A 21,680-nucleotide genomic window follows, 5' to 3' on the forward strand; every position below is an offset into this window, starting at 1 on the left:
TAGGATGACTATTCTGGGACGATGGAGACTGTTCCTTGTCTGAATTTTGACTTATGTAGCGTAGGCTGCAGTACCCGTAAAGCCACATGCTGTGGTGGCTAAAAGTGAACATACACAGCGTTACTTGTAACGAATCACATGAATACACTTGTACGCTTGCCATGGTGGCGGCAGGGCCTGGTTTGGCTCGTGCTTCTGCTCACAATGGCCACGCGCACCTTGGCCGATGATGCGCCGGCTCCTCTTGATGGCTACTGGAAAGGACCTTTAAAGGTGCCCGGCGGGCAGCTGGAAGTAATTTTCCGGCTAATAAAGCTGACAGACGGCACCTACTTTGCGGCCATGGATGTGCCCTTGCAGAAGGTTAGCCGCATGCCCGTAGCCGTTTCGGTGCGCGGCGATACAGTTTCTATGTTGGCGGAAGAGGCGGGTAGCCGCTTTTTGGGTCGTATAACCTCCGATGGTAAGAAGATAGACGGCACCTGGAGTCAGCCGGGCTTTGCAGTTCCGATGACGCTGGAATTTGCACCCGCTACTATTAATACCAACCCTAAGGCACGCCTCACGCCGCCTTATCGCGAAGAAGAGGTGTTGTTCACGAATATCCCGGTAGACCTGCGGCTGGCAGGCATGCTGACTATTCCGGCGGGCCAAGGGCCGTTCCCGGCGGTAGTATTGGTGTCGGATGCAGGCGCTCAGGACCGGGACGAAACCATTGGCGACTACCGGGTGCTGGGTTCACTGGGCGATTATCTTACCCGGCGTGGCATTGCGGTGCTGCGCTTCGATGACCGCGGCGTAGGCCAGTCGGGTGGCACTATGGGAAAAGCTACGGCCCCCGATGTGGTATCGGATGTGCAGGCTGCGCTCAACTATCTGCGCACCCGGCCCGAAATTGATCTGGAGCATATGGGCGTAATCGGGCACGGAGAAGGTGGCAATGTGGCCCTCCTGGCAGCCTCCCAGCCGTTGCCCCCCAGCTTCGTCGTGACGCTGGCTGCTCCTGGCCTACCAGGCAAAGTATTGCTGGCGCAACGCCAGGCCAACACGCTGAAGGCTGCGGGCACCGCGCCTGCCCAGATAGATGAGGCCCTCAAAAAGCAGATGGCTATGTTCGATGTTATTCTGCAGTCGACCGACGCAGCACAAGCTCAGACCATGGTAGCCAATATGCTGCGCCAGAGCAACGCGTTGCTGGATGCCGCTGGAGCTCAGGAAAGTGCCCTCGACATGACTTCGCCGCACTATAAAGCATTCCTGACTTTCGACCCGACAGCTAAGCTAGGCGACGTGAAGTGCCCGGTATTGCTGCTCAACGGCACTGCCGACCTGAATGTAGGCGCCGATGCCAATCTGGCTATCCTAACCAAAAACCTGAAAAACAGCCCGAGCGTTACGCCCCGTAAATTGCCCGGCGTCAATCACCTATTCCAGGCCGACCCGTCGGAGTGGCCTCTCGTAAATGGGCAGCAAAAGGAGGTTTTCTCCCCCGCTGCACAAGAGGCCATTCGGGAGTGGATTGTACTGCAAACTAAGGCGGTTAAGGTCAAAAAATAGCTTCAGACTCAGCTGATAAGCTTAAGGCGGGACGAAGGAGCTTTACCTTTCGTCCCGCTTTACGTATGCGCAAAATCATCTTTTCCCTCTCTCCCTATATATGAAAAAGCAATTTCTTTCCCTGCTGGCTGCTACAGCCCTCCTGACAGCCTGCGGCGACCTGAAAAACCCCGAAACGAAAGATCAGCCCCAGGAAGCCACTGCCGATACGGCCGTAGTTTACCGTGATGGCAAAACTGCCGCCGATGCTGCTGGTGATGGTGCTTCCTCCGTGAGCAACTCCTGGGACATGACCAAAGCCGAGCTAGCGAATGAGAAGCTGGAAGAAATAGACCTACCCGAGGTATCGGTGCGCAGCAACGATGAGTACAACGTGTATGGCCTAGAGGAAAAAATCCTGTTCGACACGGACAAAGCTGAAATTAAGCCTACGGCTACCCGCGCTCTTGCTGAAATCAGCGGCTCTATCGGCCGTCGTTTCCGCGACAAGCAGGTTCGGGTGCTAGGCTTCGCTGACTCGCGTGGCGACAAAGCCTACAACCGTGAGCTGGCTGCCCAGCGTGCCGAGTCGGTGAAAAACTGGCTGGTGAAGAACGGACAGATGAAGGCAGAAAACGTTAGCATTGAGTCGTTTGGCGAATCAGCTCCGGCTGCTTCCAATGCCACGGCTGCCGGCCGTCAGGAAAACCGCCGCGTAGAAATTGCCGTGCGTAAGTAGGATCACGGATTCAGTCGGATTCGTCGAATTTCGCGAATTCAGAACCACACAAAAAAGCCGCTTGACGCAAGTCAAGCGGCTTTTTTGTGTGGTTCTGAATTCGGCTTGGCTAACCTATGATCAGCTTAATCCGACTGAATCTGTGATTAGTCTTTGAACATGTCTACTTCGGCCCGGATCATGGCGTTGTAGCGCTGTCCGTTGTTGGCGAGCGTAATAAGGCTCCAGCCGCGGCCAATGGTGTAGTTCCAGGTCCGACTCTCTTTAAATTCAAACGTAGGACGCAGAATCTGGCCGTAGGGCGTGTAGTTGTCCATGAAGTTGGTGGTGTAGAACTTATCACCGCTCACAATCCACTCCATAGCTACGAAGAAGCCTTCCTTGGGGGCTTCAATGTTGTACTGGGTCAGGTCGATGGTGTACCACTCGCCGCCTTTTGGTGCCGAAACCACGATGTTGTCGGTCAGCAAATCGGTGTTAGGCGAGTTGTAGTTGCCATCTGCCTTGTATAGCCGCACCCGGAACGGCTCACGTGGGAAACCGTTTTCACCGATATAGAACGACACGGAGCGCACGTTGCCGAGGTTTTTACCCTTATCGTTCTTCACGAAGAAAGCATACTGGCTGCCGGGCATCCCCTGAATCATGCCTTCGCCGGGCGTGGTCGACTTAGAGCCCAGGTCCAGGTTTTTGATTTTGACGGAGCTGGTTACTTTCACCTCTTTCAGCGCAATAGCACGCTTAGGTACCTCAATAATCATATCCTGCACCTTAATGCCGGGTTTGATCAGTACTGCCTTGCGGAAATAGCCCAGGGCATTAATAATGAGGGAGTCCTGAGGGTTCTTCTCCGGCATAGCCAGCTGGAAGTAGCCGTACTCGTTGGTGAGAGCACCAGTCTGTTCCTCGCGTAGGCCTATAGAGGCAAACGGAATAGGCTCTTTGGACTTTTCGTCCACGATACGGCCTGATATTTTGTTTTCCTGTGCAAAACCAAGTGCCGGCAGGAGTAAAGCAAAAAAGAGAAGAGAGAGTACGCGTTTGAGCATATGCAGGCAGAATAAGACTATGCCAAAACTACAATGAATTCGGCCATCAACTACAATGTCTCATAGAATATTTATAGTTGTGCAATTTGTTGGAAGAATAGTTATAGGCCAGAGTGTGACCATTTTGTCCTCTTCTTAGGCAGGTAAGAATTGTGGCTTTTGGCCGAAACCTAAAAGGGTGGTACCTTTGTTTAAAGTAAGTCTAAATAATCCTCCCGCCCGTGTCCACTCGTTCCACTAGTGCCTTGCCCGCCATTCCCCGTAGCGTGAAAGATTTACGTTTGGGCGAAACCGGCACTATCTGCTGCTTAAAAGACCCCGAAATGGCCCTCAAGCTGTTAGAAATGGGCTGCATTCCGGGTACGCAAGTGCGAATGAACAGCCGGGCTCCGTTGGGTTGCCCGATTACGCTGGTAGTAGGTGAGAGCGAAGACTATACCTTATCGTTGCGGGTAAGTGAAGCCGCAACCATATTCCTGAAATAGCACAGTAGAATGGCAGGGGTGGAACTCATTACCGGCCGGGCTGGCGCAGGCGCATCGGCCGCCGTACTGGAAGCTGCCTCTCCTCGCCACCCTGGCGCCCTCACGCGGATTGCGCTGATTGGCAACCCGAACTCGGGCAAAACTTCGCTCTTTAATCAGCTGACGGGTCTAAACCAGAAGGTTGGCAATTTCCCTGGGGTAACCGTCGACCGTAAAACGGGCGTCAGTCAGCTTACCTCGCAGCTTCGGGCCGAAATTATAGATCTGCCCGGTACCTACTCGCTCTACCCGAAGAGTCTGGATGAGAAGGTTATCACAGACCTGCTCTACGACAGAACCAGTTCTCAGTACCCCGATTTTGTAGTGGTAACGGCCGACGCTAGCAATTTGCGTCGGAACCTCCTGCTATTTACACAGCTCGCCGACCTAGGCCTGCCGGCGGTACTAGCCCTGAATATGATGGATGTGGCGGCACAGCACGGCGTCAACATCGACATTCAAGCCTTGCAGCAGGAGTTGGGTGTACCTATTATCCCGATGAATGCTCGCAAGGGCATTGGTATTGCGGCCCTCAAGATTGTGATGGCGCAGATGCTGGATGCCCCGGCTACGCATTTCTACGAGTTGCCGGAGGAACTGCTGCCTATGCTACGGCAGATTCGCTACTATTTTAACCTGCACAACGACTACCTGGCGCTGCACTATGCGCATCAGTTTCGTCAGATCAGCTTCCTGACGCCCGACGACCGGGCTTACATCGGGGAGCTGGTGCAACAATACAACTTCGAGGCTACGCCGCGCCAGGCCCAGGAAACCATTGACCGGTACGCCCGCATCAATGATATTCTGCTCAACACCGTGTCGGTGACCCGCACGGTGCGCAACGAGCCGTATAGCAACCGCCTCGATAAAGTGCTGACCCACAAGGTATGGGGCTACCTGATTTTCTTTGGGGTGTTGTTCCTGATGTTCCAGGCCGTATTTGCCTGGGCCAGCTACCCCATGGAGCTTATCGATCAAGGTGTGGCCTGGATTAATAGCCTGATCCAGACCAACTTCGACGGGCCTCTGGTGAACCTGCTTACCGAAGGGGTGCTGGCAGGCCTAGGCGGGGTCCTGATCTTTATTCCGCAGATTGCCTTGCTCTTTGCTTTTATAGCGGTGCTGGAAGAAACGGGCTACATGGCGCGCGTCACGTTCATGATGGACCGCATCATGCGCAAGTTTGGGCTGAACGGGAAAAGCATCGTGCCCCTGATTTCCGGGGTGGCCTGCGCGGTGCCGGCCATCATGAGCGCGCGCACCATCGAAAACTGGAAGGACCGGATGATTACCATCTTCGTCACGCCCTTGATGAGCTGCTCGGCCCGGATTCCGGTGTATACGGTGCTGATAGGCCTAGTGGTGCCCGACGAGCCGGTACTGGGGATTTTCAATTTGCGCGGCTTTGCCTTAATGGGGCTGTACTTGCTGGGCTTCCTGGCCGCCATCTTATCGGCGTGGGCCATGAAGGCACTGATGAAAACCAAAGAGCGCAGCTACTTCATCATGGAGTTTCCGGTGTACCGCTGGCCACGCTGGAAAAACGTGGGCATCACCATTGTGGAGAAGGTAAAAGCCTTTGTTTTTCAGGCCGGTAAGGTTATTCTGGCCATTTCCATACTGCTCTGGGTGCTGGCTTCCTATGGCCCCTCCGATCAGCTGGAACAGGCCGAAAAACGAGCCAGGACAGAAGGACAGGCCAAAGGCCTAACGGCTACTGAAATTGATTCGCACGTGGCATCACAGAAGCTGGAGAGCTCCTACGCTGGCCACTTTGGGCACCTGATTGAGCCGGCCATTCGGCCGCTGGGCTTCGACTGGAAGATTGGCATATCCTTGCTTACTTCTTTCGCAGCCCGCGAGGTGTTCGTCGGAACGATGTCGACCATCTACAGTGTAGGCCAGGATGCGGATCAGCTGACGGTGCAGCAGAAGCTGGCGGCCGAGAAAGATGCCAATGGCCAGCCGTTCTTCACGCCGGCGCGGTCCTTTTCCTTGCTGATATTCTATGTGTTTGCGATGCAATGCATGAGCACGCTGGCTGCCACGTACCGCGAAACCAAAGGCTGGCAGTGGCCCTTGATGCAATTGCTCTACATGACTGGCCTAGCGTACTTCTCCTCGCTGCTGGTGTATCAACTCATGAAGTAATACTGGCCTACAAGCCATGTAGCAACCGAGCCTCTGCGGTCAGTCCACCAAGACTAACCACAGAGGCTCAGTTGCTAAAGCAGTGGCGCGGTTACTTACCAATCAGGAAAACGGCGGGCTGCTTATGGATTTCGGGCAGCTTGCCTTTCCAACCGGCCACCGTGTCAGTCCGGACATACTCGTTCTCGGCGGTGAGGCTGGCCGCGATGCACAGGCGCGTGCCTGGGTGCAGCGTGGTCAGGAGGTCTTCCAGCAGCGGCATGTTGCGATACGGCGTCTCGATGAAAAGCTGGGTCTGATGCTGGGTCAGGGCCTGTTTTTCCAGCGTTTTGATGGCGGCCATGCGCTGGCTGCGCTCAATGGGCAGGTAGCCGTGAAAGGCAAAGCTCTGCCCGTTCATGCCGGAAGCCATCAGGGCCAGCAGGAGCGAAGAGGGGCCTACGAGCGGCACCACCCGAATGCCCACTTGGTGGGCCCGGCGCGCCAGCTCCGCGCCGGGGTCTGCAATGCCGGGGCAGCCGGCTTCTGAAATTACGCCGGCATCTTGGCCATTGAGCACAGGCTCCAGCGCCGCCTGAATTTGGGCTTCGGTGCTGTCTTTATCAATCACGCTGATGCGCAGGCTCTCGATGACGTGCTGCGGAGCCACACTTTTGATGAAGCGCCGCGCCGTACGCGCATTTTCTACCAGAAAATACGTCAGGTCTGCGCAGGTACTCCCGATCTGAGGCGGCAGCACCTGCGTAGCTGTATCCTCGGCCAGGATGGTAGGAATGAGATAAAGCGTGCCTTTCAAGGGAGAAATTTAGTAGGAAGGGAAAGCTGAAATGCTGTGAAAAGATGGCCAGAGTGGCCTAGAGGCTAGCTTGGCCTAGCCCTGTGTAGCAAACGCCTGCACCAGCGAAAATACGGCGTCGGGCGCTTCGGCATGTACCCAATGGCCAGCATTCACAACGGTTTCAACCTGAGAATTGGGGAAAATGGCCGGAATGCCATACAGCTTGTCTTCGGTTGTGATGTAGTCTGATTTGCCGCCCCGGATGAACAGCGCCGGCTTCAGAAACGGTTTGTCGCTGCTGATTTCGGCGCCCAAATCCTCCATGTGTTCCGTTAGGGCGGCCAGATTTTGCCGCCACGCAAACGTGTTGTCTTCTTGGCGGTACAGGTTCTTGAGCAGGAACTGCCGGACACCGGGCTGCGGCACATGTTGGGCCAACGCTTCTTCAGCCTGTTGCCGGCTTTCGAGTGTGGCAACCGGAACGGCATTCAGGCCAGTCAGAATATCATCCTGGTGATGCATGGTGGAAGCACGCGGCGCAATATCTACTACCACCAACCGCGCCAACCGGTCCGGGTAATCCAGCGCAAAGCGCATGGAGGCTTTGCCGCCCATGCTATGGCCTAGCAACGTAGTGGTGGCGCCATCCAGCTGCAGATGGTCGAACAGGCCTAGGATATCCTGCGACATGAGCTCGTAGGAATGCTCGGCCGAGTGGAAGGAGCGGCCGTGGTTGCGCAAATCGGCTACGATAACGCGGTGGCCAGCTTCGGCCCAGCGCCGGGCCAGCGTCTGCCAGTTATCAGAGAAACCAAATAGACCATGAAGAATAACCAGAGGAGCGCCCTGGCCCATTTCGCGGAAGTGAAGAAGCATAGCCAGAAATACGGTAGTGAGGCGGCAAAGGTCGGAAGCCGGCGCCACAAACGTGCGCGTTCCTTACTCGTAGCGGGCCGCCGGCAGCGTTACGGAAACAGTAGTGCCCTGGCCCTCGGTGCTTTCAATGTGCAGCACGCCGCCCTGCCGCTGCGCGAAAGCACGGCACAACAGCAGGCCTAGGCCAGTGCCCGAACGCGGACCGTACTTAGGCAGAACAGGAGTATTGGTGTCCTGAAGGCCTTTTAGCTGTTCCGGCGTCATGCCGGAGCCTGTGTCCGCCACACTCAACTGAACAACGGCCTCCGCCGACGTGCTGGCCAGCAGCTGAATGCTGCCTTCGGGCGGTGTAAACTTCAGCGCATTGCCGATAAGGTTGCGCAGAATAGTGCGCGTCATGTGCGGATCGGCCCACACTGCTAGGTTAGGGGCGTAATCAATGCGCAACGAAATCTGCTTGGCCTCGGCAGAAGCGCTATACAGACTCACCATCTCCACCAGCAGCTCCGACACGGGCAGGCGCGCCGGTCGGAAGGCCAGTTCACCGGTCTGGCTGACGGCCCAGTTCAGCAGGTTGTCGAGGAGGCTGTTCAGGTTCTGGGCGGCCTGACGTACCATATCAGGCAGGCGACGCAGGCCCTGCTCATCACCACGCTGCAAGTAGAAGTCAATCAGCTCCGTAACGCCCGCAAAGGAAGTCACGGGCCCGCGTAAATCGTGGGCTACAATGGCGTAGAGGCGGTCTTTTGAGGCAGCCAGCTGGCGTAGCTCGTGGGTGGCTTCCTGCAGCGCTTCGTTGTTTTTGGCAAGCGCCGAGCGGCTTTGGCGCAGCTGGGTATACAGGATAGCCATGCCGCCCAGGCCGAAGAGGAGCAAGGCTACGGCGCCCCAAAGCTCACGGTTATGGCGCTGGTCGGTCTGGCTGCGTTGAGTTAGTAGCCGGATCTGATATTCTTTCTCAGCCGTCTCGTAGCGTGTTTGTAAGGCGGCCAGCGTCTGGAGTCGGGAGCGGCTGTTGAGGCTGTCGTTGAGCTGCTGGTAGCGGGTTTGCCATTCGAACGCTTTCCCGAACTGCCGCCAGGTAGCATGAATTTCCGACAGCAGCTTGTAGGCCTCCAGTACGCCTTCTTTGTAGTCAATTTGCCGCGCTGTTTCCAGCGCCCGGCGCGTGAGCTGTTCTGCTTCCGTAATCTTTCTTTTTTGAATCAGGACGGAGGCCAGCATTTCCAGGTTGCCCGCCTCGAAGCGGGGGCGGGCCAGGGGCTCAATCAGCGTGATGGACTCCCGAAGAAGGCCTTCGGCCGTATTGAGCTGGCCCATCTGCTGATAGTAAGAGCCCATATCGGCCAGATACAGGGATTCGCCTGCCAGGTCGCCGGTAGTGCGGGAGAGCTGCAACGCCCGGCGGGTGTACAGTAAGCCTTCTTCCTGCTTTTGGAGGCTGAAATACAGGTTGCCGAGGTTGCCAAATAACAGGATCTGCGTGTGAGGCCGCACACCGGGCTGGTAGGCCAGGTCCAGCGCCCGCCGATAGTTCAGCAGGGCCGCGGTGGTATCGTTGCGCTCGTGATGGACGCCACCCATGCCCGTGTAGCTACGCACCATGCCATCGGTATTGCGCAAGCGGCGGGCCAGCGACAGGGCTTGCTGCTGGAGCTGCAACGCATGAGGGCCTTCGGAAAGATTGGCGTAGCAGCTACTGAGCACCAGCAAACTCCGGAGCAGGCCGGGCTGGTCGTGGAGGCGGCGGGCCAGCGTTACGGCCTGTTCGCCGTAAGTCAGCGCCTGGCTGGGGGCCGAGTCGTGGAGCTCATAGCACAGCAACGCCAGCCGTCGTACCCGGCCGGTATCGGCCGGTTGGGTAGCTAGCTGACGTTGGATAGCTTCTACATTTGGCTCCAGGCTGGTTTGTCCAAATCCTGGAAATACAATGAGCAGCAACCACAAAAGCAAAAAGCGCTGCATCAAATCAAATAAGCACAAAGAGAGGTCTACAAATATATAGAGCTATACGCTAGTTATACCGAGTTAAAATCAGGTTTCATCGAATAATATACCGATAGCACGGTAGCCTATCATCTTGAACGCCAAATTCTTTCATCTCGTGTGTAGACACACCTTTTAAAGTGCCAGCCTGACTGACCTAGACGATGCAGAACCAGCGCTGCCGGTGTTCCAGTGGTGTATTGCGCAAGAATTCTGCTACCGGTGCAAGCTTGGTAAGTAAGGACGTAAGTGTGAGCACCTCACCGGTCTGCAAGTGCAGTTTCAGGTACTCATAATTGCTCCAAAACATGCGGCGCGAGGTGCAGGTTACCCATTCTACCCGCACCAAGTCGCTTTTGGAGAACGGGATGCGCACTCGCTCTTCGTACACTTCCAGTACGTTTTGTTTAGGGTCGAAGACCAGGGTAGTGTGCAGGTTGCGGGCGTAGTATTGGGCGTGCAGCAGTAGGGCAGGCAGGGAAAATCCCAGCACCACAGAAGCCAGCAGGATAAGCAGCACCAGCTCGTAGGTGGATATGGTGCCTATGTAGAAGAAGGACATCAGAAACGGCATGCCTACGCCCAAGCATAGGAGCGGCCAGAAAGCCAGGGCAAATTGCCGCAAAAATGTAGGCCGGTACACGCGGCTTTTGCTGGCGAAAAAGCTGGTGATAAAGCGCAAGCCTACCGCCATAAGCGTGATGGCGGCCGCTGCTTCCAGCAACGGCCGCAGAAAAGGAATCAGCTTCACAAGGGGAGTGGCCTAGCGCACCGAAATCCAGGGCTCCCCAGCAACGTGCTCGCGCAACCGGCCAAAGGTCTCCAGCTGCAAGCCGTACTGCTCGAAAATAGCCTGTACCTCGGCCTCGCCGCCGGGCTCCACGCACACCAGCAAGCCACCGGAAGTCTGCGGGTCGCAGAGCCAGGCGCGCTGCTCGTCGGTGATTTTGCCAATTTTATGGCCGTACGAATCCCAGTTGCGAACCGTGCCGCCGGGTACGGAGCCCTGGGCACGGTACTCCTCGGCCTCCGCAATAAGGGGTACTTTGCTGAACTCCACCTCTGCCGTGAGGTTGCTGCCTTCGCACACTTCGGAAAGGTGGCCTAGCAGCCCGAAACCCGTAACGTCGGTCATGGCGCGCACGGCGGCAACCTGGCCTAGCGCCTGCCCAATCTTATTGAGCTGCATCATGCTGTGCGGGGCCAGTTGCTCGTGCTCGGGGCGCAATATGCCGCGCTTCTGAGCCGTGGTGAGCATGCCTACGCCCAAAGGCTTGGTGAGGTAAAGCTCGCAACCGGCCGTAGCGGTGTCATTTTGTTTGAGATTTTTGATGTCGAGCAGGCCCGTAACCGCCAAGCCAAAAATGGGCTCCGGCGAGTCGATGCTGTGGCCGCCAGCCAGCGGGATGCCGGCTTCGGCGCAGATGCTGCGGCTGCCTTCAATTACGCGGCGCGCTACTTCCGGCGCCAGCTTATCAATAGGCCACCCCAGCACAGCAATGGCCATGACGGGCCGGCCGCCCATGGCGTACACGTCGGAAATAGCATTGGCCGAGGCAATGCGGCCGAAATCGTAGGCATCATCCACAATCGGCATGAAAAAGTCGGTGGTGCTGATGATGGCCTGCCCTCCGCCGATATCGTACACGGCGGCATCGTCGCGGGAGGAGTTGCCTACCAGCAGCTTGCTGTCATGGGGTTGCGGAATGCTGGTGTGCAGAATCTGATCCAGCACCTTGGGCGCAATTTTGCAGCCGCAGCCCGCGCCGTGGCTGTACTGGGTCAGGCGGATCTGGTCGGTGGTTTCGGAAGTAGCGGACATAGGAGCAGAGGTGTTGCGGATTAGTTAGTATTCCCAGTTGGCGTTTTGCAGCACCACCCGGTAGCCATCGGGGTCTTCGAACGTGAGGCCCTGCAGGTCCCAATAAGGATTGTAGGCCACTACCGGCGCAAAACCGTGCGCCTGCATTCGTTCGATGGCGGCCTGCCATTCCGGGCGGTTCGGCAGGTAAAATACGAGTAAGTGTTCGGCAGAAGGTGCAAGTGGTGCCGAGTGGTGGTGTTGCACCGTAAACTCTAAGTGGTACGGTGCCTGCGGGTGGCCTAGCATTACGCCATCAAACCCATCATGATTGGAAAAAGAGCAGATTTCCGTCAAGCCCAATCCGTCGCGGTAAAAAGTCAGGAGTGGGCCTAGAGCATTGGTTGGCCGTGCTACGCGCAACTTCGGAATCATGCGAAACAGACTTAAGAAGAGAAACCGGATTTACGCATAGCCTGCAGTACTAACTCCGCATTCACGGTTGGGTCGCAGGTGTCGGAGCTGACGCGGGTTATGGGCCGGCTTTCCAGCCCGTGGCTGTACGTTTTATCGTAGTAGTCGAGTACGAGGCTCACCATCTTCTCCATGTCTTCTTCGCCGATGGCCGACAGCGCCTCTTTCGTGGCCAGGCCACCCAGGCGCTTCCGGATTTTGAGAATAGAAGCGGCCAGAGCCGCCGGGTCCTGACGGCCGTATTCTTCGGCCAGCTTGCGCACGCGCACTTCCCGCGGAATGTCCAGCACCAGCAGCGGAGCCTGCATCATTTGCGCGAATAGAGGAGGCGGCACGTGCACGCCGCCAATGGTGCGGCTCTCGTCCTCCACCCAAATGGGGCCAGCCTCGGGCAGTGCGCTCAAAACAGCGGCCAGGTTGTTCTCGAACTGCTCCTGCGTGGGCTGCGTGGGCTGACCAATGCTACCGAAAGCGGAGCCTTTGTGGTGCGCAACGCCTTCGAGGTCGATGATAGGCTGCTGCTGGGTCCGTAGCGCGTGCAGCACGTCGGTTTTGCCGGAGCCCGTGAGGCCACCCAGCACGAGCAGTGGCCTAGGCCGCTCAAATTCCTGCAGTACCCAGCGGCGGTAGTCTTTGTAGCCTTTTTCCAGCAACTGCACCTGAAAGCCGGCCAGCTCCAGCAGCCAGAGCACCGCTCCGCTGCGCATGCCACCGCGCCAGCAGTGCACGCGCACCTGCTTATTGGGGGCCAGCTTTTTGACCTGCCTCACCATCTCGCTCATCTTCGGCCCGAAGAAATCGAGGCCTAGCAGCACAGCTTTATCCTGGCTGACTTGCTTGTAAGTAGTGCCAATGCGCGCGCGCTCCTCATCCGTAAACAACGGGAAGCTCAGGGCACCCGGAATGTGTCCGTGCTGGTACTCGATAGGAGCGCGCACGTCCAGGATGGGAGCATCAGCGGAGCCTTGCAGAAAATCGGAAAGAGGAGAACGGGGCATAGGTGGCCTAGAACGAAAGGCTGCGCCAAGGAGCACAGAAACAGAGGAGACACCCCTGGGCAGCACAGGGTTTCAAGGTGTCGAAATATGTATGCTAGGCCAGCTGTCGGCGGTAGAGCTGAATGGTATTTTCCAGCCCCAGGTACAAAGCGTCGCAAATCAGGGCGTGGCCGATGCTGACTTCAGCCAGACCTGGCAGATTCTGGTGCAGATAGGCCAAGTTATCAAGGTCGAGGTCGTGGCCGGCATTGAGGCCCAGGCCTAGTTCCTGCGCCAGCTCAGCCGCCGCCCGGTAGCTGCGGATAGCCGCGGCCGGGTCCTGCGGATACTGGCGGGCGTAGTCTTCGGTATAGAGCTCAATACGGTCGGTGCCGGTGGTAGCGGCGGCGCGCACCATGTCCAGGTCGGGGTCGAGGAAGATGCTGACGCGGCAGCCTAGCTCCTTCAGCTCCCGCACAATACCCTGCAGATATTCCTGGTGCTGAATGGTGTCCCAGCCGGCATTGGAGGTAATGGCATCGGGCGCGTCGGGGACCAGGGTCACCTGCTCGGGCCGCACTTCGCGCACCAGGTCCATAAAGTCGGGCGTGGGGTTGCCCTCAATATTGAATTCCGTGGTTACCACTGCTTTCAGGTCACGCGCATCCTGGTAGCGGATGTGGCGCTCATCGGGCCGCGGGTGCACCGTAATGCCTTGGGCGCCAAACCGCTCACAGTCGCGGGCGGCCTGCAGCAGATCGGGGCGGTTGTGGCCACGGGCGTTCCGCAGGGTGGCAATTTTATTTATGTTTACGCTAAGCTTCGTCATACGTCGGGGTGAGCTGAACGGGTGGTACGTGGTCAAAGATACAACCCCAAACAGCCTAGGCCATTTTCCGGTTACCGCCCTGCTATATCAGCCGCTTTACGCTGGCCCTCGTTGAGGAAACCCACGGGCTTCCAGAAAGAGTTTTGGGCCCGGTGGCCTGTAGCCAGAACTGGCCTAGCGCGGCCTGTCTCGTGAATAACCCGTAATCTTGCACCTTCCTTACCTCGATACTTATGGCTCTCAAAGAAACCATCGACGCCGATATCAAAAAGGCCATGCTGGCCAAAGACAAAATGCGCCTCACGGCCCTGCGCAGCATTAAGTCGCAGATTATGCTGGCCGAAACGGCCGAAGGCCAGCACGGCGCGGCCCTCACGCCCGACGCCGAAATGAAGCTGCTGACCAAAGCCGCCAAGCAGCGCCGCGAAGCTGCCGAAACCTATCAGAAGCAATTCCGCTCCGATCTGGAGGAAGTGGAGCTGGCCGAGTTGGCCATTATTGAAGAATACCTGCCGCAGCAGCTTTCTGAGGCCGATTTGGTAGAGAAACTGGTAGCCATTATTCAGCGCGTTGGCGCTACTGGTCCATCAGACCTGGGCAAGGTAATGGGCGTAGCGGCCCGCGAGCTGGCTGGCCAAGCCGATGGCCGCGCCATTTCGCAGACTGTCAACAACCTGCTCAATAACACCAACCTCTAAAGATAGAATTGTGAAGTAGTGAATTTGCCGTTCTGTTGGCGCATTCTAGGCCAGTAGAACAGCAAACGCACCACTTCACCATTTCACCACTTCACCTCATGTCTGCCTTCGACCTGCTGTTGCTACTGCCTTTGGGCATTGGAGCTGTGAAGGGCTACCGTCGAGGCTTGGTCCTAGAAGTGGCCTCGTTGCTGGCCTTCGTATTGGGTGCCATTGGTGGCCTAGCCCTTCTCAACGATGCTATTCCGCTGGTTCGGCACTACGTAGGCGAGGCTTTCGGGCTATTGCCGTTGGTGTCGTTTCTGCTGGTGTTTGCCGCCATTGTGTGGGGCGTGCATCTGCTGAGCAGCTTCATTAAAACAGCCGTGCATCTTACGCCGTTGGGCGTGCTTGATAATCTGGGCGGCGCGGCCAGTGGCGTACTGAAATGGGTGCTGGGGCTGAGCTTGCTGCTGCACGGTATAGGCCTAGCGGGCCTCAACTTAGTGTCGCCGCAATTGGTGGCGCAGTCGCAGGTGCTGCCGTGGGTGCAGCAGGCCACGCCGGTGGCGCTGCAGGTGGTGAGCTTCGTGATGCCATTTGCGGGCACACTGCTGGAGCGGCTCCGAGGCGTATTCTAAGCCCAAGAGTGGCCTAGAAGCGCCTGGAACCAGGTCCAATATCTGCCCACGAATACTCTGACTATGCTTGCTGATGCGTTTGCTGCTGCTCGATAACTTCGATTCTTTCACTTACAACCTGCTGGATTATTTCCGGCAGTTGGAGTGCGAGGTGCTTGTGCGTCGCAATGATGTGTCGCTGGAGTCGTTGGAGGAGCTGAAATTTGAGGGTATAGTGCTTTCGCCAGGGCCCGGCACGCCACAAGAAGCCGGTATTCTAGGCCAGGTGATTGAGGCCTGGCACCAACGGGTGCCTATGCTGGGCGTTTGTCTGGGCCACCAGGCGCTAGGCCAGTTCTTCGGGGCGGAGCTTACGCGCGGCGCCCTGCCCATGCACGGCAAAGTGTCAGAAATTGAGTGGATGCAGCCGGATGCGCTCTGGCAAGATCTGCCGGCCCGAATGCCCGTGACGCGGTATCATTCGCTGATACTACAGCACCTGCCGCCGGCGTTGGAGGTCTTGGCCTGCACCGTCGACCTGCACCAGGAAATTATGGCATTTCGTCATCAGTCTCTTCCCTTATATGGCGTGCAGTTCCACCCCGAAGCCCTGCTCACGCCCGACGGATTGGCATTGTTAGGCAATTGGGTCAAGAGTTGTATCATTGCACAGACCGGTTCGGCTCCTGTTTCCGGCAGTAGTCACCCCTGAGAAAATGGAATTGCAGATAAAACAGAAAAACGATTTTCAGTACGTAGAGGAAGGCACCGGCGAAGTGCTCTTGCTGCTGCACGGCCTGTTTGGCGCCCTAAGCAACTGGCAAGATGTAGTGGCGGAGTTCAGCGCCGATTACCGGGTAATTATTCCCCTGCTTCCTATCTATGATATGCCACTGACCAAAGCCGGGGTGCCTGGCCTAGTACAGTTCGTAGAAGATTTTCTGGCCGAAATAGGCCTGACGGAGCCGTGCACGGTGCTGGGCAACTCCCTCGGCGGACATGTGGCCCTGGTATACACGTTGCGCAACCAGGCCCGCGTAAGCCGGCTGGTACTCACGGGCAGCAGTGGCTTGTTTGAGGATGGCATGGGCGGCTCATTCCCGAAGCGTGGCAACTACACGTACGTGCAGGAGAAAGTGGCCTACACTTTCTATGATCCTACTGTAGCCACCCGTGAGCTGGTAGATGAGGTGTTCAATGTCACGAACTCTAACTCTAAGTGCCTGCGTATTATTAGTATAGCCCGCTCCGCACAGCGCCACAATCTCTCCAAAGAGCTGCACAAAATACAGGTGCCTACACTGCTTGTTTGGGGGTTGAATGATACCATTACTCCGCCCGTAGTCGCGCATGAGTTCAACCGCCTATTGCCCAACTCAGAGCTGCGCTTTCTGGACCATTGCTGCCACGCGCCCATGATGGAGCGCCCGCAGGCGTTCAATCAGCTGCTGCACCAGTTTCTGGTAAAAAACCAGATCGGGGTAAACTCCGTTGGTTGATACAACAGAAAGGAGGAAAAACGAGTTTAACCACTGACTGCAACCATAGGCCAGTTCATTCGCTCTTTTGCTTGCCTGAGTGTATAGTTATCCGGTAAAAAACTTTTCTTTGAATTGGTAGGCCAGTCGTGCGTGCTGCTTCTTGTTTTCTGTTCTCTTCCCACCGCCCGATGCATTCAATGATAGCCGAAGACCTGCTGAATCAGATGATTCCGCCACTTAAGCTGACGGATTCGACGGAAAAGGCTGCTCGGTGGCTCGAGGAATTTCACGTAGGCCAGTTGCCGGTGCTCGAAAACCGGCAGTATCGCGGCCTGATTACAGAAGCAAACCTGATTGATTCGGACAAACCCGATCAGCTGCTGGCCGATGTGCCGTTGGGCTATGCGGATGTGCATGTGCAGCACGATCAGCATTTCTATTCCATTATAGAGTTGGCGGTGCAGAACAATGTGCAGCTGGTTCCGGTCCTTGATGACCAGCAAGAGTACATGGGCGTAGTCACAGTTAGCGATACGCTGGCTGCTTTTGGTAAGGTGCCCGTAGCTACCGGCCAACAGGGTATTCTGGTGCTGGCCATGGAAGAGCGCGACTATTCGCTGAGCCAAATCAGTCGCTATATCGAGGAGAATAACGCCAAGATCATGAGCGCCCATGTGGCACAGGACGAGCACGACCCGTACAAAATTCGCCTTACGCTCAAGCTCAACACGCCCAACCTGACGCGCATTATTGCCACTCTCGAGCGTTTCGGCTACTCCATCACGGCCCAGTTCAGCGGCGCAGCCGAGGTGAGCGAGGATGAGCAGGAGCGCTTTGATGCACTCCTGAAGTACCTGAGCCTCTAATGCCCCCACGAGCGTTCGGTGTCCCTTTCTCCGCTATTCTGAAAGGGCTGATTTGCCTATTGGCGCTGTGGCTGGGTAGTTTTTCGCCAGCAAACGCCTACTCTGTTGTTCTGCCTGATTCGCTGCGCCAAACGTCTGCGGCCGATAGCTTAGTGCTGGCGCAATGCCCTGGGTATACCGAGTTGCGCGTTGGAAGTGTGCTGTTTGTCGGCAATAGCGTCACGAAAGAACGGGTATTGCGGGCTGAGCTAGATTTTCGGGAAGGCGATACGCTAACGGCGGCCACTCTATCGCGCCGCCTGGAAGCTAACCGGCTGCGGCTCTACAATCTGCAACTGTTCCATCAGGTGCTGGTGCAGGCAGTCTGCCGCGACGGAAACCTGACGGTGCTTTTCAGTATGCAGGAGCGCTGGTACACGTTCCCTATTCCCATCTTCTCCCTCGCCGACCGCAACTTCCGGTCCTGGCTCGACCGCCCCGACCGATGGAACCGCATCGACTATGGTGTACACTTGGTTAGGCGCAATTTTCGGGGCCGCAACGAGCAGGTGCTGGCCAATGTGCAGCTTGGCTTCAACCGCAAGTATGAACTATTCTACGAAGCGCCCGGCTACGGTAAGCGCCGACGTATCGGGTTCGGAGTGGGTGTATCCTATTATCAAAGCCACGCCTTGGACTACATCACTGTTCGCGACCGATTGGTGAATTTCCGCCAAGAGGAGGGTTTCCCGATTGAGCGGCAATACGTGGTGGCAGGCCTACGCTGGCGCCGCACGGTGCAGCACCGTACGGCCCTGGATATTTCTCACCATCGGGAGCAGGTGTCAGACTCACTGTATGCCCGCAACCCTGCATATTTCTTGGGCCGCTCGCGCCGCGAATACCTGGAATTTGCTTTAATAAGTATTCTGAATCAGCGCAATACCTTTGCCTATCCGCTCACAGGGCAGTACGTTGAAGCCGGTATCAGCTACCGAAAGTTCCTGACTCCTGGAAGCCCCGATATTACTACCCTGCGTGGGCGCTATGCCCGTTACGTGGCCTTGGGAGGTGATTGGTTTTATAGTGCAGGCGTACGAGGGCAGGTGCGTTTTGCCCAGCACCTGGCCTACGCCGATAGCCGTAGCTTCGGCTACGAGACATTGGTTCGGGGCTATGATGCCTACGTGATAGAGGGCCGACACTATGCATTGCTGCAGCAAGGGTTAACGTACCGTTTGTTTGATGCTGCAAGGGTAAAGTTGAATGGCATTAATAATGCTAAAATCAATTCCATCCCGCTCGCGCTGTATTTGAATACCTTTGCCGATGTGGGCTACGTCCGTAATCCGCAGAAACTAGCTACGAACCAATTGCCTAATAAACCCCTGGCAGCCATAGGCCTAGGCCTACACTTGGCTACCTACTACGATTGGGTTTTTACCCTAGAGTATTCGCGCAACGTAGAGCGGCAGGGTGGTTTCTTTTTTCGTACCGAATTTCCCATCTAGCTCGGCTGGCACTTCCCAGGGTTAATCTTTGACTATGAAAATTGCGATTCTGGGGAAGCCCTTCGATGAATCCCTGGCCCCATTCCTACAGGCATTGCTAAATGATTTGATTCAACGGCAGGCCCAGGTAATGATTGTGGAGGCATTTCATACGTACCTCAGCCAGCACATGGAGGTGCCCGCCAGCATTACTACTTTCCGTCGCGGCGATTCACTGCAGGGGGTACGCTTCGTGCTCAGTATTGGCGGCGATGGTACCCTGCTAGACACTGTTACCTACGTGGGCAGCCTGCAGATTCCCATCCTCGGCATCAACACTGGGCGCTTGGGCTTTCTGGCTACCATTACCCCGGATAATATCGCGCCCGCCATCGATTCGCTCTTCAAAGGACATTTCGTGCTGGAAGATCGTAGCCTGATCAGAGTCGATACCGATCCCGATTCATTTGGTGCTATCAACTTCGGTCTCAACGAGTTCAGTATACTAAAGCGGGATTCTTCGTCCATGATCGTCGTCCACACGTATATCGACGGCGAATACCTGAATTCCTACTGGGCCGATGGTCTGATTGTCTCAACACCTACCGGTTCAACAGGCTACTCCCTGAGTTGCGGTGGCCCAGTAATGTTGCCACAAACGAACAATTTTATTATCGCTCCCGTATGCCCTCACAATTTGAACGTACGTCCACTTATCGTATCGGATAGAAGCGTAATTTCTTTCGAGATAGAAGGTAGGAGCAACAACTTTTTACTGTCTTTGGACTCTCGTTCGGTTACGGTAGAAGCCAACGTGCAAATAGCAGTCCGTCGCGAAAACTTTAATGCTCGATTAGTAAAACTAAACCACGTCAACTTCCTGAGTACCTTGCGCAGTAAGTTGAACTGGGGTTTAGACCGGAGAAATCCAGCGGGCATACCTATTTAATAATATAGTTTTTCAACTAATTATTTTTTTAGTTCCCCTCAACCTCTACTTTTGTCACTGACTGCGACCGTGTTCAAGCGGATTTTCGCCTCTCCCTCCTCCGATATTTCTAACTCTCGCTCCATATGAAGCAATTTTTCACCCACACTCTGGCGTTGTTACTAGTGTTGGCACTAGTAGCTACTGACGCAAGTGCGCAGCAATTCACTAAGCGGAAGCAGTATAACTCCGTAGGCGTATCGCTAAATGCAATGAACTACTTCGGCGACATCACGCCTAAGCCTAGCATTCCTAGCTTCCGTGCCGGTGCAACTCGCCCCAACCTGGGCCTGACATTTACTCACCGCTTTGCCCCACGCATTTCTGGTCGTGCAGCTCTTTCGTATGGCCGCATAACCGGTGATGATTCGAAAGCAGCCGACCAGAACGATTCTGACGCCAAGTATCGCTTCAACCGCAACATGAACTTCCGGAATGATATTCTAGAGTTATCTGCAGTTGGTATTTTCGATCTTATCGAGAACCGGAATAACTATCTTAAGCGCCCTGACTTCGTTCCTTATCTGTTTGGTGGTGTAGGTGTTATACATCACAACCCAAAGGGATTGAATGAGGCAGGCAATTATGTTGCACTTCAGCCGTTAAAGACGGAAGGGCAGTCATCTGGCTATAGTCTGACCCAGTTTGTTATTCCTTTCGGTGCTGGTGCCCGCTACAAACTAAACCGGAACTTTGACCTCGGTTTGGAATTAGGTTTCCGTAAAACCTTCACCGACTACTTGGATGATGTTAGCGGCAATTATGCTGATCCGTCAAAGCTTTCTTCAACGGATGCTCTATATTTTGGCAGTACCATCACAAAAGGAACTGCTATTGTGCCCGGCACATACGACGAATTTCAGCAGCCAGGCCAAATGCGTGGTAAAAGCAATGAGAAAGACTGGTACACTACTTTGGGTATATCGGTAAACTATATCCTTGCTCCTAAAGTAAAAAGCCCCAAGTTCCGATAGCCAGCAGATTCTGGCTGTCTTGATTCACCAACAGCCAATCTGATGACCCATTCGTTTCTCTTCAAAGCACTCCTTGTTTGCCTTGTGCAAGCTGGGAGTGTTTTTTTTGTTCATTCAGTAGCTGCACAAAATACCAGCGAAATAGGCCTAGGCCTAGGCGGTCTTACCTATAAGGGAGAATTATCGCCTCATTATCAGTTTCGTAACAACAGCCCGGCTCTTACCGCTTTCTACCGCAAGGATATTTCTGCGCCCATAACTTTGCGAGGGGCCTTTACGGGAGGAATGCTCAGAGCTGATGATACTACTGTGAAAGGCGTAAACGGAAATACTGCACCGCTTGCCGCTTACCGCAACGCTACCCTGAAAGGCAGTTTGCTTGAGCTATCAGGTGTAATGGAGTATAACTTCTTCGATTACCACGACCGTAAGGACAAAGTCCGTTTCACGCCTTATGTATTTATAGGCCTAGGTGGCTTCTATGCACACACCAAAGTACTGGGCAGGGGTATCAGTGACAGTAAATACAATATCCTGATCAACCTATCCATACCGGCAGGTTTAGGGTTTAAATATGCTCTTTCCGACCATTGGAATCTAGGCCTAGAGGCAGGTGCCCGGAAGACCTTTACCGATGAAATGGACCGATACAATGGGAAGGATCTGCCTACAGGAGGATTGGACGCTCAGGTTATGGGAAACACCCATGACAAAGACTGGTATTTCTACAACGGGCTAAGCGTTTCTTACACCTTTTATAAAATCCGCTGTCCCGATACTGGTCAGGAAAAGGGTAAAAAGAAGTAGACCTTAGATATATTGCCCAAATGCCCCTGGCACGTAGCTGATAAAGCTGAAGTGTCAGGGGCATTTGGGCAATGT

General features: G+C 55.5%; 22 protein-coding genes. 13 read left to right on the forward strand and 9 right to left on the reverse strand.

The features are described from left to right. The first annotated feature begins 138 nt into the window (after nt 1-138). Both CFT68_RS19660 and CFT68_RS19665 read left to right on the forward strand, forming a co-directional pair. Nucleotides 139-1,557 carry an alpha/beta hydrolase family protein gene (locus CFT68_RS19660; RefSeq protein ID WP_088845389.1) on the forward strand — a complete coding sequence of 473 codons (1,419 nt, stop codon included), beginning with the start codon at nt 139-141 and terminating at the stop codon, nt 1,555-1,557. Nucleotides 1,558-1,657: 100 nt separating this feature from the next. Then, complete coding sequence (locus CFT68_RS19665) at nt 1,658-2,275, forward strand: OmpA family protein (RefSeq protein WP_088845390.1); 618 nt, start codon at nt 1,658-1,660, stop codon at nt 2,273-2,275. Between the two features lie 146 nt (nt 2,276-2,421). Here CFT68_RS19665 and CFT68_RS19670 read toward each other — a convergent pair whose 3' ends face one another. Beyond that, entirely contained in the window at nt 2,422-3,324 is a 903-nt protein-coding gene (locus CFT68_RS19670) for a carboxypeptidase-like regulatory domain-containing protein (RefSeq protein ID WP_088845391.1), read from the reverse strand. Nucleotides 3,325-3,545: 221 nt separating this feature from the next. Here CFT68_RS19670 and CFT68_RS19675 point away from each other — a divergent pair, with 221 nt between their 5' ends. Both CFT68_RS19675 and feoB read left to right on the forward strand, forming a co-directional pair. Next, nucleotides 3,546-3,809, forward strand: coding sequence for a FeoA family protein (locus CFT68_RS19675; RefSeq protein ID WP_088845392.1), 264 nt, complete (start codon nt 3,546-3,548; stop codon nt 3,807-3,809). A gap of 18 nt (nt 3,810-3,827) precedes the next feature. Next, complete coding sequence (gene feoB / locus CFT68_RS19680) at nt 3,828-6,002, forward strand: ferrous iron transport protein B (RefSeq protein ID WP_394340119.1); 2,175 nt, start codon at nt 3,828-3,830, stop codon at nt 6,000-6,002. Between the two features lie 91 nt (nt 6,003-6,093). Here the strand turns inward: feoB and CFT68_RS19685 are convergent, their stop codons facing one another. From CFT68_RS19685 to CFT68_RS19720, 8 genes are all read right to left on the reverse strand, one after another. After that, complete coding sequence (locus CFT68_RS19685; protein ID WP_088845394.1) at nt 6,094-6,798, reverse strand: SAM-dependent methyltransferase; 705 nt, start codon at nt 6,796-6,798, stop codon at nt 6,094-6,096. Nucleotides 6,799-6,873: 75 nt separating this feature from the next. Then, on the reverse strand, nt 6,874-7,656 hold the full coding sequence (locus CFT68_RS19690; RefSeq protein WP_088845395.1) for an alpha/beta fold hydrolase: 783 nt from the start codon (nt 7,654-7,656) through the stop codon (nt 6,874-6,876). 63 nt (nt 7,657-7,719) lie between these two features. After that, a complete protein-coding gene (locus CFT68_RS19695; RefSeq protein WP_088845396.1) occupies nt 7,720-9,621 on the reverse strand; it encodes a sensor histidine kinase in 1,902 nt (633 codons plus the stop codon). Between the two features lie 178 nt (nt 9,622-9,799). Continuing rightward, nucleotides 9,800-10,393 (reverse strand): hypothetical protein, encoded by a 594-nt coding sequence (locus tag CFT68_RS19700; RefSeq protein WP_088845397.1) that lies wholly within the window; start codon nt 10,391-10,393, stop codon nt 9,800-9,802. Between the two features lie 12 nt (nt 10,394-10,405). Then, nucleotides 10,406-11,464: a selenide, water dikinase SelD gene (gene selD, locus CFT68_RS19705; RefSeq protein ID WP_088845398.1), complete on the reverse strand. Its 1,059-nt coding sequence runs from the start codon at nt 11,462-11,464 to the stop codon at nt 10,406-10,408. 24 nt (nt 11,465-11,488) lie between these two features. Continuing rightward, nucleotides 11,489-11,878, reverse strand: a complete 390-nt coding sequence (locus CFT68_RS19710) for a VOC family protein (RefSeq protein WP_088845399.1) — start codon at nt 11,876-11,878, stop codon at nt 11,489-11,491. Between the two features lie 11 nt (nt 11,879-11,889). Next, a complete protein-coding gene (gene mnmH, locus CFT68_RS19715) occupies nt 11,890-12,915 on the reverse strand; it encodes a tRNA 2-selenouridine(34) synthase MnmH (protein WP_088845400.1) in 1,026 nt (341 codons plus the stop codon). 94 nt (nt 12,916-13,009) lie between these two features. Continuing rightward, nucleotides 13,010-13,723, reverse strand: coding sequence for a pyridoxine 5'-phosphate synthase (locus CFT68_RS19720; protein WP_088845401.1), 714 nt, complete (start codon nt 13,721-13,723; stop codon nt 13,010-13,012). Nucleotides 13,724-13,956: 233 nt separating this feature from the next. On the opposite strand from CFT68_RS19720, the gene CFT68_RS19725 reads away from it, so the two are divergent. The 9 genes from CFT68_RS19725 to porG all read left to right on the forward strand — a co-directional run bounded on the left by CFT68_RS19725 (nt 13,957) and on the right by porG (nt 21,605). Beyond that, complete coding sequence (locus CFT68_RS19725) at nt 13,957-14,421, forward strand: GatB/YqeY domain-containing protein (RefSeq protein WP_088845402.1); 465 nt, start codon at nt 13,957-13,959, stop codon at nt 14,419-14,421. A gap of 98 nt (nt 14,422-14,519) precedes the next feature. Continuing rightward, a complete protein-coding gene (locus CFT68_RS19730; RefSeq protein WP_088845403.1) occupies nt 14,520-15,041 on the forward strand; it encodes a CvpA family protein in 522 nt (173 codons plus the stop codon). 73 nt (nt 15,042-15,114) lie between these two features. Next, nucleotides 15,115-15,732 carry an anthranilate synthase component II gene (locus tag CFT68_RS19735; protein ID WP_088845404.1) on the forward strand — a complete coding sequence of 206 codons (618 nt, stop codon included), beginning with the start codon at nt 15,115-15,117 and terminating at the stop codon, nt 15,730-15,732. Nucleotides 15,733-15,736: 4 nt separating this feature from the next. Beyond that, entirely contained in the window at nt 15,737-16,519 is a 783-nt protein-coding gene (locus tag CFT68_RS19740; protein WP_088845405.1) for an alpha/beta fold hydrolase, read from the forward strand. Between the two features lie 170 nt (nt 16,520-16,689). Continuing rightward, complete coding sequence (locus CFT68_RS19745) at nt 16,690-17,367, forward strand: CBS domain-containing protein (RefSeq protein WP_088845406.1); 678 nt, start codon at nt 16,690-16,692, stop codon at nt 17,365-17,367. After that, nucleotides 17,367-18,857, forward strand: coding sequence for a POTRA domain-containing protein (locus CFT68_RS19750; RefSeq protein ID WP_088845407.1), 1,491 nt, complete (start codon nt 17,367-17,369; stop codon nt 18,855-18,857). Before CFT68_RS19745 ends, CFT68_RS19750 begins: the two co-directional genes overlap by 1 nt. A gap of 34 nt (nt 18,858-18,891) precedes the next feature. After that, the gene (locus CFT68_RS19755; RefSeq protein ID WP_088845408.1) at nt 18,892-19,785 is read left to right on the forward strand and encodes an NAD kinase; all 894 of its coding nucleotides are present in this window, start codon (nt 18,892-18,894) and stop codon (nt 19,783-19,785) included. 125 nt (nt 19,786-19,910) lie between these two features. Next, nucleotides 19,911-20,798 carry a DUF6089 family protein gene (locus CFT68_RS19760; RefSeq protein WP_088845409.1) on the forward strand — a complete coding sequence of 296 codons (888 nt, stop codon included), beginning with the start codon at nt 19,911-19,913 and terminating at the stop codon, nt 20,796-20,798. 42 nt (nt 20,799-20,840) lie between these two features. Further along, nucleotides 20,841-21,605 (forward strand): type IX secretion system protein PorG, encoded by a 765-nt coding sequence (gene porG, locus CFT68_RS19765; RefSeq protein ID WP_088845410.1) that lies wholly within the window; start codon nt 20,841-20,843, stop codon nt 21,603-21,605. Nucleotides 21,606-21,680: the final 75 nt, after the last annotated feature.

It is taken from the genome of Hymenobacter gelipurpurascens (genome assembly GCF_900187375.1).
In the GTDB taxonomy this organism is placed as follows: domain Bacteria; phylum Bacteroidota; class Bacteroidia; order Cytophagales; family Hymenobacteraceae; genus Hymenobacter; species Hymenobacter gelipurpurascens.

Excerpts from the sequence above, each read along its gene's own strand:
- porG (WP_088845410.1), top strand. The coding sequence starts at position 20,841 with ATGACCCATTCGTTTCTCTTCAAAGCACTCCTTGTTTGCCTTGTGCAA.
- CFT68_RS19745 (WP_088845406.1), top strand. The coding sequence starts at position 16,690 with ATGCATTCAATGATAGCCGAAGACCTGCTGAATCAGATGATTCCGCCA.
- CFT68_RS19695 (WP_088845396.1), bottom strand. The coding sequence starts at position 9,621 with ATGCAGCGCTTTTTGCTTTTGTGGTTGCTGCTCATTGTATTTCCAGGA.
- CFT68_RS19690 (WP_088845395.1), bottom strand. The coding sequence starts at position 7,656 with ATGCTTCTTCACTTCCGCGAAATGGGCCAGGGCGCTCCTCTGGTTATT.
- CFT68_RS19660 (WP_088845389.1), top strand. The coding sequence starts at position 139 with ATGAATACACTTGTACGCTTGCCATGGTGGCGGCAGGGCCTGGTTTGG.
- CFT68_RS19710 (WP_088845399.1), bottom strand. The coding sequence starts at position 11,878 with ATGATTCCGAAGTTGCGCGTAGCACGGCCAACCAATGCTCTAGGCCCA.
- mnmH (WP_088845400.1), bottom strand. The coding sequence starts at position 12,915 with ATGCCCCGTTCTCCTCTTTCCGATTTTCTGCAAGGCTCCGCTGATGCT.
- CFT68_RS19750 (WP_088845407.1), top strand. The coding sequence starts at position 17,367 with ATGCCCCCACGAGCGTTCGGTGTCCCTTTCTCCGCTATTCTGAAAGGG.
- CFT68_RS19725 (WP_088845402.1), top strand. The coding sequence starts at position 13,957 with ATGGCTCTCAAAGAAACCATCGACGCCGATATCAAAAAGGCCATGCTG.
- selD (WP_088845398.1), bottom strand. The coding sequence starts at position 11,464 with ATGTCCGCTACTTCCGAAACCACCGACCAGATCCGCCTGACCCAGTAC.
- CFT68_RS19755 (WP_088845408.1), top strand. The coding sequence starts at position 18,892 with ATGAAAATTGCGATTCTGGGGAAGCCCTTCGATGAATCCCTGGCCCCA.
- CFT68_RS19665 (WP_088845390.1), top strand. The coding sequence starts at position 1,658 with ATGAAAAAGCAATTTCTTTCCCTGCTGGCTGCTACAGCCCTCCTGACA.
- CFT68_RS19760 (WP_088845409.1), top strand. The coding sequence starts at position 19,911 with ATGAAGCAATTTTTCACCCACACTCTGGCGTTGTTACTAGTGTTGGCA.
- CFT68_RS19720 (WP_088845401.1), bottom strand. The coding sequence starts at position 13,723 with ATGACGAAGCTTAGCGTAAACATAAATAAAATTGCCACCCTGCGGAAC.
- CFT68_RS19735 (WP_088845404.1), top strand. The coding sequence starts at position 15,115 with ATGCGTTTGCTGCTGCTCGATAACTTCGATTCTTTCACTTACAACCTG.
- CFT68_RS19730 (WP_088845403.1), top strand. The coding sequence starts at position 14,520 with ATGTCTGCCTTCGACCTGCTGTTGCTACTGCCTTTGGGCATTGGAGCT.
- CFT68_RS19670 (WP_088845391.1), bottom strand. The coding sequence starts at position 3,324 with ATGCTCAAACGCGTACTCTCTCTTCTCTTTTTTGCTTTACTCCTGCCG.
- CFT68_RS19740 (WP_088845405.1), top strand. The coding sequence starts at position 15,737 with ATGGAATTGCAGATAAAACAGAAAAACGATTTTCAGTACGTAGAGGAA.